Origin of the sequence: Bradyrhizobium prioriisuperbiae, assembly GCF_032397745.1 — a bacterium.
In the GTDB taxonomy this organism is placed as follows: Bacteria; Pseudomonadota; Alphaproteobacteria; order Rhizobiales; family Xanthobacteraceae; genus Bradyrhizobium_A; species Bradyrhizobium_A prioriisuperbiae.
In genome coordinates this window covers 7,748,038-7,764,797 of the sequence record NZ_CP135921.1, presented here as the reverse complement: position 1 = coordinate 7,764,797, position 16,760 = coordinate 7,748,038, and the positions used below count along the sequence as shown (strand labels likewise).

15 protein-coding genes are annotated in these 16,760 nt (G+C 58.8%); 9 read left to right on the top strand and 6 right to left on the bottom strand.

The window, feature by feature from the left end:
• Positions 1-21: 21 nt before the first annotated feature.
• A complete protein-coding gene (locus RS897_RS36180) occupies positions 22-933 on the bottom strand; it encodes a PhzF family phenazine biosynthesis protein (protein WP_315833449.1) in 912 nt (303 codons plus the stop codon).
• A gap of 223 nt (positions 934-1,156) precedes the next feature.
• Here RS897_RS36180 and RS897_RS36175 point away from each other — a divergent pair, with 223 nt between their 5' ends.
• The gene (locus RS897_RS36175) at positions 1,157-2,035 is read left to right on the top strand and encodes a DMT family transporter (RefSeq protein ID WP_315833448.1); all 879 of its coding nucleotides are present in this window, start codon (positions 1,157-1,159) and stop codon (positions 2,033-2,035) included.
• Between the two features lie 144 nt (positions 2,036-2,179).
• Positions 2,180-2,770 (top strand): hypothetical protein, encoded by a 591-nt coding sequence (locus tag RS897_RS36170; RefSeq protein WP_315833447.1) that lies wholly within the window; start codon positions 2,180-2,182, stop codon positions 2,768-2,770.
• 9 nt (positions 2,771-2,779) lie between these two features.
• Here RS897_RS36170 and RS897_RS36165 read toward each other — a convergent pair whose 3' ends face one another.
• Complete coding sequence (locus tag RS897_RS36165) at positions 2,780-4,252, bottom strand: cryptochrome/photolyase family protein (RefSeq protein ID WP_315833446.1); 1,473 nt, start codon at positions 4,250-4,252, stop codon at positions 2,780-2,782.
• A 147-nt stretch (positions 4,253-4,399) separates the two neighbouring features.
• On the opposite strand from RS897_RS36165, the gene RS897_RS36160 reads away from it, so the two are divergent.
• Positions 4,400-6,136, top strand: a complete 1,737-nt coding sequence (locus RS897_RS36160; protein ID WP_315833445.1) for a methyl-accepting chemotaxis protein — start codon at positions 4,400-4,402, stop codon at positions 6,134-6,136.
• A gap of 74 nt (positions 6,137-6,210) precedes the next feature.
• Complete coding sequence (locus RS897_RS36155) at positions 6,211-6,612, top strand: DUF2177 family protein (protein ID WP_315833444.1); 402 nt, start codon at positions 6,211-6,213, stop codon at positions 6,610-6,612.
• Between the two features lies 1 nt (position 6,613).
• On the opposite strand, the gene RS897_RS36150 is transcribed toward RS897_RS36155, so the two are convergent.
• Positions 6,614-7,333 carry an aspartate/glutamate racemase family protein gene (locus RS897_RS36150; RefSeq protein ID WP_315833443.1) on the bottom strand — a complete coding sequence of 240 codons (720 nt, stop codon included), beginning with the start codon at positions 7,331-7,333 and terminating at the stop codon, positions 6,614-6,616.
• A gap of 173 nt (positions 7,334-7,506) precedes the next feature.
• Entirely contained in the window at positions 7,507-8,166 is a 660-nt protein-coding gene (locus RS897_RS36145) for a peroxiredoxin (RefSeq protein ID WP_315838858.1), read from the bottom strand.
• A 68-nt stretch (positions 8,167-8,234) separates the two neighbouring features.
• On the opposite strand from RS897_RS36145, the gene RS897_RS36140 reads away from it, so the two are divergent.
• The 5 genes from RS897_RS36140 (at position 8,235) to RS897_RS36120 (ending at position 14,390) form a co-directional block, all read left to right on the top strand.
• Positions 8,235-9,047: a TauD/TfdA family dioxygenase gene (locus RS897_RS36140; protein ID WP_315833442.1), complete on the top strand. Its 813-nt coding sequence runs from the start codon at positions 8,235-8,237 to the stop codon at positions 9,045-9,047.
• 391 nt (positions 9,048-9,438) lie between these two features.
• Positions 9,439-10,614, top strand: coding sequence for a saccharopine dehydrogenase family protein (locus tag RS897_RS36135; protein WP_315833441.1), 1,176 nt, complete (start codon positions 9,439-9,441; stop codon positions 10,612-10,614).
• Positions 10,615-10,740: 126 nt separating this feature from the next.
• Positions 10,741-11,946: an ATP-grasp domain-containing protein gene (locus tag RS897_RS36130; protein WP_315833440.1), complete on the top strand. Its 1,206-nt coding sequence runs from the start codon at positions 10,741-10,743 to the stop codon at positions 11,944-11,946.
• Entirely contained in the window at positions 11,943-13,313 is a 1,371-nt protein-coding gene (locus tag RS897_RS36125) for a phenylacetate--CoA ligase family protein (protein WP_315833439.1), read from the top strand. The genes RS897_RS36130 and RS897_RS36125 overlap by 4 nt, the downstream gene beginning before the upstream one ends.
• 63 nt (positions 13,314-13,376) lie before the next feature.
• Positions 13,377-14,390 (top strand): EamA family transporter, encoded by a 1,014-nt coding sequence (locus RS897_RS36120; RefSeq protein WP_315833438.1) that lies wholly within the window; start codon positions 13,377-13,379, stop codon positions 14,388-14,390.
• Positions 14,391-14,460: 70 nt separating this feature from the next.
• Here the strand turns inward: RS897_RS36120 and RS897_RS36115 are convergent, their stop codons facing one another.
• Both RS897_RS36115 and RS897_RS36110 read right to left on the bottom strand, forming a co-directional pair.
• Positions 14,461-15,357 (bottom strand): LysR family transcriptional regulator, encoded by an 897-nt coding sequence (locus RS897_RS36115; protein WP_315833437.1) that lies wholly within the window; start codon positions 15,355-15,357, stop codon positions 14,461-14,463.
• A gap of 356 nt (positions 15,358-15,713) precedes the next feature.
• Entirely contained in the window at positions 15,714-16,373 is a 660-nt protein-coding gene (locus RS897_RS36110; RefSeq protein ID WP_315833436.1) for a peroxiredoxin, read from the bottom strand.
• Positions 16,374-16,760: the final 387 nt, after the last annotated feature.

The following is a 16,760-nucleotide window of genomic DNA, read 5'->3' as shown; positions in this document are numbered from 1 at the left end:
GCTAGCCTGTCCCACACGGACCTAGGCGAGTTGCAGCGTTCCCGTCATCACCGGCACGCAGCGGCCGCCGATTGAGGTCTGCGTCACCCGTCCGTCCTGCTTGATGGCCTGGGCTTCCAGCCGACTTGGCCGGCCCATTTCCACGCCCTGTATGATGGTGAGGGACAGCGCCAGGTCCGCCTCGGGGCGCAGCTGCGCCAGCAGGCCGGCCAGCGCCACATTGGCCGATCCGGTGGCCGGATCTTCATGAATGCCGTGGCGCGGCGCGAACATGCGGCAACGGATATCGACGTCGCCGTCTCCGACGCGGACATAGAGGAAGACGCCGGTCGGCCCAGTGGTGACGTGCCGATGAAATGCGTCGATGCGCGGCGTGGCCGCGGCCAGCGCTGCGAGGTCCCGGACCTCGGCGAACATGAAGCCGGCGCCGCAGGACGCGACGCAGGGCCGGTGGTTGGCGAGTTCGATCGCCTCGAGCGGAAGCGCGCAAGCCTCCGCGATCGCCAGTGGCGCGATCTCCTTGCCAATGGTGAGCGTCTGCGGTGCCGCCAGCTGGGCGCCTGCAACGGTCGCGCCATCCCGGATCAGATCGATCGGCACCAGCCCGGCCTTCTCCTCGAAGATGAGGCGATCGCCGGCGATGGGCCTGCCGCAGCTTTCCCCGGCACGCCCCAGCACGAACGCCGTGCCGACATTGGGGTGGCCGGCGAACGGCATCTCGGCGCGGGGTGTGAAGATGCGAACCTCCGCGGTGTTCGCGGGATCCCTCGGCGGCAGCACGAAGGTGGTTTCCGACAGATTGAATTCGGCGGCGATCGCCTGCATCTGCGCCGTCGAAAGGCCCACGGCATCGCGCACCACGGCAAGTGGATTGCCCTTGAACTGGTCGGTGGTGAACACGTCGAGAGTGGTAAAATTGAGGAACTTCGGCATCGGGGGCTCGCGTTTTGCGGAGGCTCTTCTCCATCAATGACCGAGGACATCGGTGCGGTGCAACCTGAACATTGCTCCCGGTGCAATGTTGTCCGGGCGTCAGCCGGCACGGCTTCGCGCGTGCACAATCCGCAAAGCGTTTGCAGCCAAGCATTTTGGGCCGGTCGGACCTGCGTGAATTGTGATTGCGAGGGGGCGCCTCATCGGGCAATCAGGCGCCATCATGAAGCTTTCAATTGCGAATCTCGCCGTGCGCGCGGCGCCGGCGATTTTTGTCGTGCTCTGGAGCACCGGCTTCATCTCCACCAAGCTGGCCCTGACCGGCGCTGAGCCTTTCACCTGGCTCGCGCTGCGGATGGCGATCACCATCTGTCTGCTGCTTATCATTGTCGCGCTCACCCGCCCGGCCTGGCCGAAGGGCAGCGGCATCTTTCACAGCGCCGTCGCCGGGCTGCTGGTGCATGGCGTCTATCTGGCTGGCGTCACCATCGCGATTGCCCATTCGATCCCGGCGGGGCTCTCGGCCCTGATCCCGGGGCTGCAGCCGATCCTGACATCGACCTTGGCGAGCCGCTTTCTCGGCGAGCGGGTCACGCCGCTGCAATGGGGTGGCCTGCTGCTCGGCCTCGCCGGCGTGGTGCTGGTGCTGCATAACCGCTCGCTGACCGGGCAGGCGGGCTGGGGCTGGGTCGCGTCCATCGTGTCGCTGATCGGCATCACGCTGGGCACGCTGTACCAGAAACGGTTTTCCAGTCGCATCGACTGGCGTACCGGCAACATCGTCCAGTATGCCGCCTGTGGCATTTTCTTCGGCATCGGCGCGCTGCTGTTCGAGACCCGCGCCATCCACTGGCATCCGCAATTTATCCTCGCCGTCTCCTGGGCGACGCTGGCGCTGTCGGTGGGCTCGGTGTCGCTGTTCTACTTTCTGATCCGCAGATCCGGTGCGACCGCGGTCGCCAGCCTGTTTTATCTCACGCCCGCGGTCACCGCCGTGTTCGGCTATGTCTTGTTCGACGAGCGGCTCGATGCGCTTGCGATCGGCGGCATGGTGCTGTGCGCGATCGGCGTGGTCATCGTCAATCGCGCGGCGCCGCAGTAGAGCGTTTTCCAGCCGAAGCATGCCCTCGGGCTTGACCCGAGGGTGAGTACCGGTTTTCCCACGCGGCACACGCGAAGCGTTTGCGCGGAGAATACGCTGGCCCGAATCGGGTGAATTCGGAAATATCCGGTTCGGGGCGCATTCATGGCAACACACGACAGCACTTGGGAAATATTTCTTCACGTCCGGATCATCATGGGCGTCGTTGTCGCGTTGAGCATCGCGCGGCTGCTGAGCGGGGCCTCCCGTTTCATCCAGCATCCCTCGGGGGCCAAGCTGTCATGGATCCACCTCGGATGGGTGGTTTTCATGCTGGTCTCGCTGGTCCATTTCTGGTGGTGGGAATTTTGGCTGTCCGCCATCAAGCAGTGGACCTTCGAAATCTACCTGGTCCTGTTCGGCTACACGATCGTGCTCTATCTGCTCTGCACCCTGCTGTTTCCCGACGACATCAAGGAATACCGCGGGTATGACGACTACTTCTTCTCGCGGCGAAAATGGTTCTTCGGCCTGCTGGCGCTGACCTTCGTGTTCGATCTCGCCGATACGCTGGTGAAAGGTGTCGGCCATATCGACCGGTTTGGTGTCGAGTATGTCGCGCGCGGCGCGGCCTATTTCACGCTGTGCGGGATCGCGATGATCACGCCCAATCGCCGCTTTCACGCGGTGCTCGTGATCGGCAGCCTGATCTATCTGCTGGTGTGGATTCTGCGCCATTTCGAGACTCTGAACTAGCGCCGAATCCTAGCCGCGTGTCTTCGCATAAGCCGCCAGCGCCCGCGCGCGGGCAGCGGCGTGATCGACAATCGGCTCGGGATAAGTCTGCCCAAGCATGACACCGGCGCTCGCCAGTTCAATCGGCATTGCGGCCCACGGCTGGTGGATGAATTTCGGCGGCAGCTTGGCCAGTTCCGGCACCCATTTTGCGACATAGGCGCCGTCGGGATCGAACTTCTCGCCCTGCAGCACCGGGTTGAAGATCCGGAAGTAGGGCGCGGCATCCGCGCCGGAGCCGGCCACCCACTGCCAGTTCGCCGGATTGCTGCCGGGGTCGGCGTCGACCAGGGTATCCCAGAACCAGCACTCGCCTTCCCGCCAGTCGATCAGCAGATGTTTGATCAGGAACGAGGCCGCCACCATGCGGACGCGGTTGTGCATGACGCCGGTGTGCCAGAGTTCGCGCATGCCGGCGTCGACGATCGGATAGCCGGTCCGTCCGCGCTGCCAGGCGGCGAGTCCGCGCTCGTCATGCCGCCAGGGGAATGCATCGAAGGACGGCTGCAGGTTGCGCTCGGTGAGATCGGGGTAATCGTAAAGCAGGTGGCGGCAGAATTCGCGCCAGCCCAGTTCGCTGAGGAACTTGTCGATGTCGGGGGCGATCGCGGGACGCTCGGCCGCAGCGAAGCGGGCCGCATACCACACCTGGCGCGGACTGATTTCACCGAAGCGCAGGTGCGGCGACAGCCGCGAGGTGGCGTCGTGATCGGGGCGGTCACGGCCATTGGAGTAGCCGGCGATGGCGCCGTCGAGAAAGTCGCCGAGCCGGCGCTGCGCCGCGGCTTCACCCGGTGTCCATGTGGCACGCAGGCCGCCGGCCCAATCCGGCCGTGTCGGCAAAAGCCCCCAGCGCGCGAGTGTCGTCTCCAAGTCGTCACCGAGCGCGGGGCCAGGGCGAAGCTCCCTGGGCGCCGGAAGCGGTTTCGGCGGATCGCCAAGGCCTCGCACGCGATTCCAGAACGGCGTGAACACCTTCAGCCCGCACCCCTCCTTGTTGCGGAGGTTGGCGGGGCCGACCAGCACGTCGCCGCGAAAGCTCGTCCAGGCGAGCCCCGCGCGCTCGATCTCGCGGGCCACGTCGCCGGCAACCTGGGCATGGGCTGGAATGTCGATTTCGTTCCAGGCGACGTCGCTGACATCGGCCTCGCGCGCGACCTCGGCCACCACCTTGGCCGCTGCTCCTTTGCGCAGCACGAGTTGTAGCCCATGCGCGGCAAGGCTCTGGGCGAGGGCGCGCAGCGATTGTGCCAGCCACCAGCGCGCGGCGCCGCCGAGCGGGCGGGCCTGCGGCACGCGAAGCGTCGCACTCTCTTCATCGAGGACATAAAGGCAGATCAGCGGGGCGCCGCGCGCGGCAGCGGCGGCCAGCGCCGGGTGGTCCGACAGTCGCAGATCGTCGCGAAACCAGACCAGTACCGGTTTGACGGATGGCGAAATCATTCAACTCCGGTATTTAGGCACCAAAAAATGAAGCCCTGGGTTGCTTCGGCCTTGGAACTCTCATCCAGCGCAAATTAAGCCGACGGTAAATAAGAACTCTTAAAATCGGGCGTTTTCATCACCACCCGATTCACGGAGAAAGCTGGCATGGCCCAGGCCATCAAGGGAAGTGCCTTCGCATTCCTGCGCTTCAACCTGGGGACAAAAGCCGTCCTCAGCGCCGCGCTGCTGATTGCGATCAACACGGCGCTGGTGGTCGGGGCCGGCTATTGGTCGCTGACCCGGGATTTCGATGCCCGCGCCGAGCGCGACATCGACGTCAACCTCCGCACCCTCAGCCTGGCGGTCGGCGAGAGCTTTCGCGACGCGAAGATCGCGGTTCGCAACGGGGTGGTGGACCGCATCGAAATTCCGGCGATGCCCGAATTCAAGGATCACGCCATTGTCGATCGCGCCACGTCCTATGTCGGCGGCACCGCCACGCTGTTCGTCTATGACGACGCGTCGAAGCAGTTCGTCCGCCGCACCACCAATCTGAAAAAGGAAAACGGCGACCGCGCCGTCGGCACGCAACTCGCGGGGGATCATCCCGCGCAGGCCGTGCTGCGGCGTGGCCAGGCCTACAAGGGCCCGGCGGTGCTGTTCGGCCAGCGCTTCTTCACGGCCTATCAGCCGGTCTTCGATGCCGGCGGCAAGGTGATCGGGATCGTCTATGTCGGGATCCCGACGGCGCAGCTTGACGCCATGCTGTGGCAGGCGCTGCAAGCCATGGCGATCGCGGCCTTGATTGCCGCGCTGCTCGTGCTCGGCCTGACCATGCTGATCGTTCGCCGCGTCACCCGTCCCTTGCAGGCCGTGACCGAAGCCCTGACCGGGTTGGCCAAAGGCCGCACCGATGTCGAAGTGCGCCATTCCGAACGTCACGATGAAATCGGCGCGCTGGCGCGCACCATCGAGGTGTTCAGGACCAATCGGATTGAGCGCCATCAGCTCGAGAGCGAGCGTGTCAATGCCGAGCGGCTGGCGATGGAACGGCGCAAAGCCGACATGAGCACCTTCGTCGATGCGTTTCGCGGCAAGATCAGCGGCGTCATCGAACGCGTGCTGGAGTCGTCCAGGCAGTTTGAGACGGTGGCGCAGCAACTTTCAACCACAGCGGAATCGACCGCTGCGCTGTCGGGCCGGTCCGCAAACGCATCCCGGCAGGCCTCGGAGCATGTCCGCAATGCTGCCGCCGCGTCGGGCGAACTGTCGGACTCGATTGCCGAAATCAGTCGCCGGGTTCAGGAATCCAACGGCGTCGCGGCCGATGCCGTCCGCCAGGCCACCGCCACCGACCAGCGGATGGCGGAGTTGTCCAAAGCCGGCGACCGCATTGGTGACGTGCTCAAGCTGATCACGTCGATCGCCGAACAGACCAATCTGCTCGCCCTCAACGCCACCATCGAGGCGGCTCGCGCCGGCGATGCCGGCCGCGGCTTCGCGGTGGTCGCCCAGGAGGTCAAGACCCTTGCCGGGCAGACCGCGAAGGCGACCGACGAGATCAGCAGCCATATCGTCAACATGCAGCGTGCGACCAACGAATCCGTCGAGGCGATCAAGGAAATCGGCCAGACCATCGAGCGCATCAGCCAGATCAGCACGTCGATCTCGGCGGCCGTCGAACAGCAGGGCACCGCCACCCACAGCATCGCCGGCAGCGTTCAGGCCGCCGCCAGCGGCACGCTGGATGTGGCCGACAACGCCGATCGTGTCGCGGCCGGCGCCGGCCAGACCGGCGAGACCTCGAGCCGTATGCTGCGGTCGGCGCAGGAACTGTCGGGCGAGAGCGTGCATCTCAAGGCCGAGGTCGACAAGTTTCTCGACAGCGTGCGGGCGGCCTGAGGCAGAGGAGGCGGATTGAAACCCGCGAGAGGTGTGGCACGTAGTTCGATCGACAGATCGATGCGGAGGTCGACGTGAAGCGCCATGCCATCCTCTATCTCGCCACCCTGATCGTGATCGTACCGATCGATTTCCTGTTTCTGGGACTGGTGGCGAAGGGTTTTTTCACGTCGCAGGTGGGCGACATGCTGGGCACAATTCGCCTGGCGCCGGCTGTGCTGTTCTATCTGCTCTATGTCGCGGGCATTCTGATCTTCGTCAATGCCTCGGCGGCCGCGACGCCGCAATCGACCCTGCTTTACGGCGCGCTGTTCGGCCTATTCTGTTATGCGACGTTCGAGCTGACCGCATTGTCGCTTCTGAAGCACTGGACATGGCCGGTGGTTTTGGTCGATGTGGCCTGGGGCACGTTCGTGACCGCGGTGGCGTCGACGCTCGGCCTGATGATTGCCGACAGGATCGCGCCGCGCGCCTAGTTTACCCGGAAATGCTCTCCGGTGTGTCGCCGGCGAGCGCCTCGTCGACAGCGGCCTGCGCATGCAGTGTCGTGGTATCGAACAGCGGAACGGAGCTGTCGTCGGCGCCGACCAGCAGCATGATTTCCGTGCAGCCGAGGATGATGGCCTCCGCACCGCGTTCCACCAGGCGCGCCATGATCGCGCGATAGGCGGCGCGTGAGCGCGACAACACGGTGCCCGCCACCAGCTCCTTGTAGATGATCTCGTGCACCACGGCGCGGTCCGCGTCGTCGGGCACGATCACGTCGAGCCCGAACTTGCCGGCCAGGCGCGCCTTGTAGAACTCCTGCTCCATGGTGAAGGCGGTGCCGAGCAGGCCAACTCGCCGATACCCCGCGGCCGCGATCACCTCGCCCGTCGGATCCGCGATGTGGAGCAGCGGGATGCTGATGTTGGCCGTCACCTCGTCGGCCATCCGGTGCATGGTGTTGGTGCAGATCACGACAAAGTCGGCCCCGCCGCGTTGCAACCGCTCCGCGGCATCAACCATCGCGATGGTCAGCGCCGGCCAGTTGCCGTCGTGCTGCAGGCGTTCGATCTCGCCGAAATCGACCGAGAACATCAGGCTGCGGGCGGAATGCACGCCGCCGAGGCGTTCGCGCACCTCCTGATTGATGATGCGGTAGTATTGCGCGGAGCTTTCCCAGCTCATGCCGCCAATCAGCCCGATCGTCTTCATCGTTTCCGCGATCCCTGTCAGAAGCGCGCAAGGATAGAGCGTAGCGGCGATTCAATCAAAGCCGTCGTGCAAAGCCGTCGTGACAGTGGAACTTACCGCAACGAACCTGCCTCACGACAAAGGCCGCTGTCGCGGCCTTTGTGTTGTCCCGGTCAATTGGATTGGTCGCGGCCTTATTTTGGTTGCGGCACGATCCGGATATACGGCTTCGGTGATTTCCATCCCTGCGGATAGATCGTCTTCGCCTCGTCGTCGCTGACCGAGCCCGCGATGATGACGTCCTCGCCCTGTTTCCAGTTCGCCGGCGTCGCGACGCGGTGTTTGGCGGTGAGCTGCAGGGAATCGATCACGCGAATGATTTCGTCGAAGTTCCGGCCCGTGGTCATCGGATAGGCCAGCGCCAGCTTGATCTTCTTGTCGGGGCCGATGATGAACACGGTGCGCACCGTGGCATTGTCGGCGGCCGTGCGGCTGTTGGCGTCGCCCGACGTGCTTTCCGGCAGCATGTTGTAGAGCTTCGAGATCTTCAGGTCGGTGTCGCCGATCAGCGGATAGTTCGGTGCCACGCCCTGGGTCTCGCGGATGTCCTCGGCCCACAACGAATGCTTGGTGACGGGATCGACGCTGAGGCCGATCAGCTTGACGCCGCGCTTGTCGAACTCGCCCTTCAGGCGGGCGAGGGTGCCGAGCTCGGTGGTGCAGACCGGCGTGAAGTCTTTCGGATGCGAGAACAGCAGCGCCCAGCTGCTGCCGATCCAGTCGTGAAAACGGATGGGTCCTTCGGTGGTTTCAGCCTCGAAGTCCGGCGCCACCTCAGGGTTCTGTCGAGGGATTGGGGTCTATCGGCTGAATCCGATCAGTGCAGTTTATCGCAACGGATAAAAACTAACGATTGGACAGCATGACCGCGATAGGCGAGGGTTATTCACGCAAGCTGGCGTGTGAAATGTTCCTGCACCAAGGAGATTTAACCGTGTCTCAAGCTGCTACATCAACTCCAACGTCCCAAGAAGAATTGCAGTCGCCATCGGTGCTGACCACCTACAAACAGCTTCTCCGCGCGCAAGGTTACCTGCACCTCACCGGACTGCCGGATAATTTCGATCATGTCATGTTTGCGGAACAGTTCTCACCGCTGCAACCGCAATACGATGGCAGATTCATTTGGTCCATCAAGGCAGATCCGAAATTTGATGAACACTATCATTCGTTGAATACAAAAGCGCTCAACCCTCATACGGAGTGCTACGAATTTGACGGTACGCCTCCGGAATATCTGGTCTTGTATTGCGTCAAACCGCCAGCGGATGATGGTGGAAAAACCCAACTGTTTGATGCGGTCGATTTCGTTGGCAAGCTCGATACCTCGGTGCAGAGCTATATTTCAGAACGAGAGTTCTCATTCGTATCCAGCTCAGGCATTCAAGCGTCAAGTTTGGGTAAAACCGCGCGCCATAAAATATACGAGAAGCGGAATGGTGGTCGCCCGATCCTGCGCTTTAGTTACAACTGCATGGAGAGAAATGGAGATCAAATTGCAGAGGATTTTTCAGAGAAGATGGTCGATCAGTTCAAAACGGATCATAAGTACATCCGGTGGTCGAAGAACGACTTCTTGATCTGGGACAACTTTCGGATACTGCACTCGAGGGACGCATATCAAGATCGAACCAGAGAGCTCAAGCGGCTTTGGCTTGGCACGTTGCATAGTTAACCAAGCGCTCGCCCGTTTGGCGGGCAAGTTGGCGCGTGTCGTAGAAACTTGAAAAGGCAGTCACTGTTGCGGCTTTCTGCGTTCACAGCAACGAGACAAAGCCGACGTGGAATTTCGTTCGATTGAACCTGCGAAGCGCCAGCGCGGCGTGTGATGCGCTGGCGAGGATGGCGGTCCATTCCCGGACGAGACCAGCCTTAAATCGAAGACCAGCCTTAAATCCAGGTATCTGGAATCTAGTTACTTGATCTCGCGTAATGCATGTCTTGCTCTTGCTCGATCTAGTCTTGCTCGATCCAGAGCAGGCAGGTGGCTTCGGATTGCCAAGATCTGGATTGCCAAGAGCGGCCACTGGTCTTTGCAATCCTTCCGATCAACTGGAGACCTTGAAATGCGAGTGCCTAATAGAACCGATGTTCTCATTCTTGGCGCCGGAAAGATTGGCGCTGCAATTGCAGAATTATTGATCGAAGGGCGGTATAGCGTCACGGTATTGGATGTCCAGTCTGCGGCGCTGAGCCGGCTAGGATTCCTTAATTGCAACGTTTGTGTCGCTGACATCAACAATGAAACGATTCTGTCTGCCGAGATTTCAAGGCATGCCGCCGTCATCAGTGCCCTGCCATTTGGACACAACATCACCGTCGCCCGATTGGCAGCCAGTGCGGATGTCCACTATTTCGACTTAACGGAAGATGTAGCGGTAGCCCGTGAGGTCAAGCGGCTGGCTGTTGGGGCTAGCTCCGCATTTGTTCCCCAATGCGGACTGGCGCCGGGCCTGGTTTGTGTTATCGGCAACACAATTGCTCAACAATTCGATGACGCCTTAAGTCTGCAACTGAGAGTCGGCGCGCTTCCGCAGTACTCGACCAATTCTCTGGGATATGGACTGACTTGGAGTACGGAGGGTTTGATTAACGAGTACTGCAACTCCTGCGAAGCGATTATTGACGGTGTCTCCACATCTGTTGAACCGTTGAATGATGTCGAGAGGATTGTTGTGAACGGGACCGAGTTTGAAGCATTTAACACATCAGGAGGATTGGGTTCGTTATGTGAATCCTGGTTGGGGCGTCTGAACGAGCTGTCCTACAAGACCCTGCGGTACCCTGGGCATCGTGACCGAATAAAATTCCTGCTCCGTGATCTTCAGATGTCGAAGGATCGCCCGACGTTGATCGCTATCCTGGAAAAAGCGATCCCTAGAATCACTCAAGATTTTGTAGTTCTGCTCGTTTCAGGAACCGGCATGCGCGACGATCGGTTGGAAGAGTCGAGCTACTCGATGGAGGTGCGGTCCCGGGAGCGGAAAGGGCGTATCTGGACGGCAATTGAACTGACAACGGCGCTGGGAGTTTGCGCCATGGTGGAGCTGCTCTTTACGGGCGCTCTGCCCCGACGGGGTTTCGTTAAACAAGAAGATGCAAAGCTCGAAGATCTTCTGGGCAATAGATACGGCAAAATATTGTGCGAGGTCGCTGAACTTTCACAACATACCATCGGCGTGTCTCGGCCGCTGGGAACGCCGTCGTTTGCGCCTGAAAGTAACGTCGTATCCCTCATTTGACTCGAGGTCGACAGTATGCGCTCCCTAAAGCCCCAACTCATCGTCCTGTACTCTCATAATCCGAGTCGACTGGCACATATTCGAAAGATTGGAGAGCTGCGAAGCGATTTTGAAATAACGCTCGTCATGGACGAGGATCAGCCGGTCGGCTGGCAGGCCTTATTCGTCGATCACGTGCTGCGGTTGCCAATCGCCAATACGCATCAGCACGAAGCGGAAATCGTCAGATCGATCCGTAATCATCGCATACCCGACGCGCTGCTCAATCTTTCTGAGCCGTGCTTGCCGGTTCAAGTTTTGTTGGGGGAGGAGTTCGGGATCTGCGCGCCTTCGCGCGCAGCAGCTGAAGTCGGCAGGGACAAATACAACATGCGGCGCTTTGCCGGCAATTTGGGCATACCGATACCAAATTTTGCTAAAGTTACGAGTCGGTCTCTGGCCGAAGTTGCGCGCTTCCAGTTCCCGGTCATTGCTAAGCCTGTGGTCGGTGGCGGGTCCACGTTGGTAGAACGGTTCGATTCTTTCAGCGATCTGAAAGACAACTTCAAAAGATTGCAGGCTCATGCGCGTGAGATCTATCGAAAGGACTCTCAAATCTCGAAGACGCTGAGTAAGGACGACGAGTATCCATTTATGGTTGAAGAGTTGGTCGAAGGTGTCAACACGTTCGCTACTCTGATGCCGGCTGCTGTGGGCGAATTCTCTGTTGAGAGCGTTAGCTTTGGAGGTCGTACGCATGTCCTCGCCATCCACGACAAGCCGCTGCCCGCAAACGGTCCTTATTTTGAGGAAGTCGTTATCTCTACGCCGACCAGGATGCCGGCCGAGTTGGTCCGTCAGGCCCATGACTACGTTACCAGAATTCATAACGGGCTTGGTCCTGGTGGATTTGTTCTTCATACCGAGTTTCGATCATATGCCGACAGATTGGTTCTCCTGGAGTTTGGCATTCGACTCGGTGGAGGACCGGTATATCGATCCCTGAAACTATCAACGCGCAACGATTTCATTGACATTCTCATTGCTCTATCAAGGAACGAGACTCTGACATTAAGTGTGACTGCCCCCGTGCCGACCATTTCTCCCCTTGTGTTTGCCCCGGCGACCGGGCGTATCACCGCTATTCGTGGAGAATCACACCTCGTCACGGCGCCCACCTACATTGAGCACCAGATTTACGACGATATCGGAGACATGGCATATCGGGCTCCGCTTTCGTCGAGGTGCAACGCGCACGTTGTCTTTCAGCACCCGGATTGGGGGGTTCTTGAGCGCACAATGCTTGATGCGCTCTCCAAGTTTTCATTCGTCGTCGATTCACGTGCCGCATGAAAACGTCGCTCAAATTCCATTATTCAAGTGAGGGAGCTGCGGACCCCTACATTGAAGCCGGCTATGCCTTTCAGTCGTCGTTGGAAAGGCGGGTCGCCGATCTATCCGTAACCGAGCGCAGCGAGTTTTTATATCAGGATCGGTTGGCTGCGGCGTTGCGTTTAAGTCGCACAAATCCAATGTACGCAAAGCTCTATTCGGGCAAAAATCCCAACGAATGGGACAGTCTGCCGATCATTGACAAGATCATAGTGTCGAAAATGTTTGAAGACCTTGTCGTATCGCAAGGGATCAATCGGCCCATCGTAGAAGGGTATCTTGCCGAACGCTTCGATTTATCCAATTGCCTTCATGACCGCTACTTGGCTTTCGAGTCATCGGGCTCCAGTGGGCATCGTTCAATTTCCGTTTACAACCTATTCGACTTTGGAAGATCTCTTGCCGCCTTTTATGGGATGTGCATGCAGCCCTATGTCCGCAATCCTGCTCGCGTGGCGTATGTGGGATTGTTGGACAGGTATAACGGGGGCAATCAATGGATGTACCACCTTCGTGGTCACGCAAATGTTGCGCTCTTCGATCTGTTTGACGATCTCGAACATCTGCTTCACGAGATTTCCCGTTTTTGTCCCAGCGTTATATTGACTCGACCGCACCTGCTTCGCGAATTGGGATTGTCCGGAAAAGCTCAGGGGAGACTGACCTTTAAGGGAGCCCACTTGATCTCGGTCGGAGAGGGCTTAACCCCGCCCGATGCACAGTCGATATCGAGCTGTTTTGAGACGCTTCCTCACAATAGCTTCTCAACGACGGAAACCGGACCAATAGGCTTCCAGCTCGACCCTGATGTTGAGAGTCTGACTTGCTATCCGGCTCTCAATTACGTTGAGATCGTGGATGAAAGCGGCGTTCCGATAACTCGCTTTCATGAGTATGGCCGAATTGTTGTCTCGAATACTTACAATACGGTCATGCCGTTGCTGCGGTACGACTTGGGCGATCAGGCCTGCTGGCTGCCCACTGATGACGGTCGGCCGACGATGTCTTTTCTGATGGGTAGAAATTCCACCGTCTTGAAATTCAAGGTGGACGGATCCGTATTCGAAGTTTGCGAACGCGAGTTGGCTGGTTTTGCGGTGCCCGGACTCGCGAACTATCAACTACATCAAACACGGCCCGATGCGCTCAACATCGGCTACTCAGTTTCGTTCGGGGGTGACCCAACACATGTTGGGCTAGTGTTGGAAGCAGAGATCCGAAAACTTCTGAAGGATAACGGGGCGTTATCGATTTCTACGGAGCACAAACGTGAGATTGGCCCGGACAAGAAGACAGGCAAGATGAGGCGAATAATACCTTTGTCGTGATTTGGCGAGCGGCGAAAATGTCAATCGTTTCCACAGAGCGCTGAACGGATGAGTGCACGTGACATGAGTATACGTGACATCGGTTTGACCCTTCTTGTTGCACTGATCTGGGGACTGAATTTTCTAGCCATCAAAATCGGTCTGGGTGAGCTTCCTCCGCTGCTGTTTTCAGCGATGCGGTTTTTGATTGCTGGGTTGCCTTGGGCCTTTATGTTTGGAAGAAATAATGTTCCCTGGCGGCTTATTCTGGCTTCTGGAGCGCTTGTCGGAATTGTTCAATTCGGATTGCTTTTTATAGCCATGTATATCGGCCTGGCTCCAGGCTTGGCTTCAATTGCTCTTCAGAGTCAGTCATTCTTCACCATCATTCTTGCTGCACTGCTGCTCAGGGAGTACCCGTCCCGGTGGCAGACTGTCTCGATATTCCTTTGCGCTGCCGGGCTGATATTCCTGGGATTTGATCGATCGGAGCGGGGCCACTTCTTAGGATACGCTTTGGTTTTAGGTGCCGGTATTGCGTGGGCAAGCTACAACGTCATTTTGAGGTCAGCCAAGACAGTAGATGGATTTCGACTCGCATTGTGGATGTGTCTGGTCCCTCCCATTCCGTTGTTCTTGGCTTCCGAAATGTTTGAAGGGCGTATCATCGATAATCTCGCGAGTTTGGATTTTAAAGGCATGCTTGCCGTTGGTTACACGGGAATAGTGTCGACCATCGTTGCATACGGCATATGGGCGAACATGGTGCATAAATACTCACCAGCAGTCATTTCTCAATTTGCTATACTTGTGCCCATCATAGCGATGTCGGCATCGTATGTTTATTTCGGAGAGTCATATGGCATCTTCGGCCTCGCCGGCACCCTGTTGGTTCTGGTTGGGTTGATTTGTGTAAGCGACAGATTGCGTGGTTTTTTGCAGCAGTTGTTTCAGCCCGCTCGGGTGATGGCTTCTGGATCAGGTGCTGCTGAAACGGGAGCGTTTTCGAGCGAGGTGGATGCCGGTTCGCGTGAAGAGAACGCGTCAAAACAAAAAGCTAGAGCCTCCGTTCTGATTCAACCAGAACGGAGGCTCTAGGCGGACAAGCCGGATCATCGGAATCTTGATGTCATGCGCGCAGTTGTTTTCGTGGTAGCGCGACGACGGATCAACAGCCTTTGTTTTCACTCGCGATCTTCGAGGCCTTGTCCACCAGGGCAAATATGGCTGGGCTGGTTTTCGCGTCATGCCACGCCGTAATGAATTGCAGATCGGGCAACTCCGCATCGACATCCAGGATTTCAAGTTCACCGCTTTTCAGGTGTGGCAGCAGGATCGCGGGTGGAATCGCCGCAACTGCTTGCCCGTCGAGTGCCATGCGGGTGGCGGTGGCAAGCGATGCGCTGGCATGTAGCCGGATCGGAAGCCTGCGCGTGCCGCCGAAAAACATGGTTTCAACCGCATGGAAAGGCTGCGTGCGACGAAGGAACGTCACGATGGGATACTTGGAAAGCGTCTCGATCGAGATCTGCGTTTTGCCGAGGCCGAGAGACGGGCTTGCAATGAAAGCGACCGGGTAGCGTGAGATGGGCCGAGTATGGATTTGCGGGAGGGCAACTGGGCCGACCATAAAGGCGAGGTCGATTTCAAAGCTGAACAGGCGCTCAAGAAGCCTTGCCGAGATATCGACCTCTATCTCAAGAATGAGTTTTGGGAAGTTTTCATTGATTGTGCGAATAAAATCGGGAAGCCAAGTATGAACAAGCGTTTCCGACGATCCAAGCCGAAGCACGCCGGTGAACGATGCGGCTCCGCCAACGGCCAGCATGAGTTCGTCGCGAAGAACCAAGATGCGTAGCGCGTAATCGAGGAGTTCGCGACCGTGCGGAGTTGGCACAACATATCGGCCGTCGCGATGCAAAAGCTTGTGCCCGAGCAGGCGTTCAAGTTGTGCGATGCGCTGTGAAATGGCGGGCTGGGTTGCGTTGAGTTTGGTGGCGGCGCGCCGGAAACTCTGGAGGTCCGTGACGCAAACGAAAGTTTCGAGCGCCTTTAGATCCAACATCGCGATCCTCACTCTTAAAATCGATTTCTCGCTCCGTGAGTCTAGGAAACAGCGGGCCCTCGCTCGGAGCCAGATCGACCGAGCGCGACAATCTCTATTATAGAGTCAGTCGTTGAGGTTGGACGCCTGATTATGCGGCAGGCGGCGACGGTTGGGCGCCTGATTATGAGGCGGACGGTGAGGTCGGGCGCCTGATTATGCGGCGGACGATCTCATTTTCGCGTCGACGCCCCCTGCGGAGAGCAGGACGCATCGGGCCAAGTCCTTAACGGTCGCTTTTATGATGCTTCGAAAATGAAAAGGCTTCGTCGTAAAACGGAGCCTTTCTTGTTTTCATGCGGCCTGACGGGCAGCCCTCATTTCGGCTGCGGCACGATCCGGATGTAGGGCTTCGGTGATTTCCACCCGTTCGGATAGATCGTCTTCGCCTCGTCGTCGCTGACCGAGCCCGCGATGATGACGTCCTCGCCCTGTCTCCAGTTCGCCGGTGTCGCGACGCGGTGTTTGGCGGTGAGCTGCAGGGAATCGATCACGCGAATGATTTCGTCGAAGTTCCGGCCCGTGGTCATCGGATAGGCCAGCGCCAGCTTGATCTTCTTGTCGGGGCCGATGATGAACACGGTGCGCACCGTGGCATTGTCGGCGGCCGTGCGGTTGTTGGCGTCGCCCGACGTGCTTTCCGGCAGCATGTTGTAGAGCTTCGAGATCTTCAGGTCGGTGTCGCCGATCAGTGGATAGTTCGGTGCCACGCCCTGGGTCTCGCGGATGTCCTCGGCCCACAACGAATGCTTGGTGACGGGATCGACGCTGAGGCCGATCAGCTTGACGCCGCGCTTGTCGAACTCGCCCTTCAGGCGGGCGAGGGTGCCGAGCTCGGTGGTGCAGACCGGCGTGAAGTCTTTCGGATGCGAGAACAGCAGCGCCCAGCTGCTGCCGATCCAGTCGTGAAAACGGATCGGCCCTTCGGTGGTTTCAGCCTCGAAGTCCGGCGCCGTCGCGCCAATCTGAAATGTCATGTTTTTACCTCCTCCTGTGTGGACCGAATCTCCACGATTGATATAAAGCCCGCGCGCGACAGGCGGAACCGCTCCGGGAAAAGGACAAAATCCTTGCTGGCGCGCGGCCATTTGCATCATTTCGTCGCTTCCGCGGACTCGATGAATGGAAATTCATCCCTTCACGAAACCGTTTGGTCATGCCCCGATTTTACCGCATCCGCGCCCCAACGCCGCCGGGAGGGATTGCGATGGACATGAACCTCAACCGCTGAAATGCGACCAATGTACACCATGTTCAAATCAAGCGGTTGAAAACACAGTTTTTTAACTTTTGATTCACGGCCGCATGAAAATGGTGGCCTCCGAGCAACCCAAAATGGTCTCCGACCAACCAACGAGAAGTGA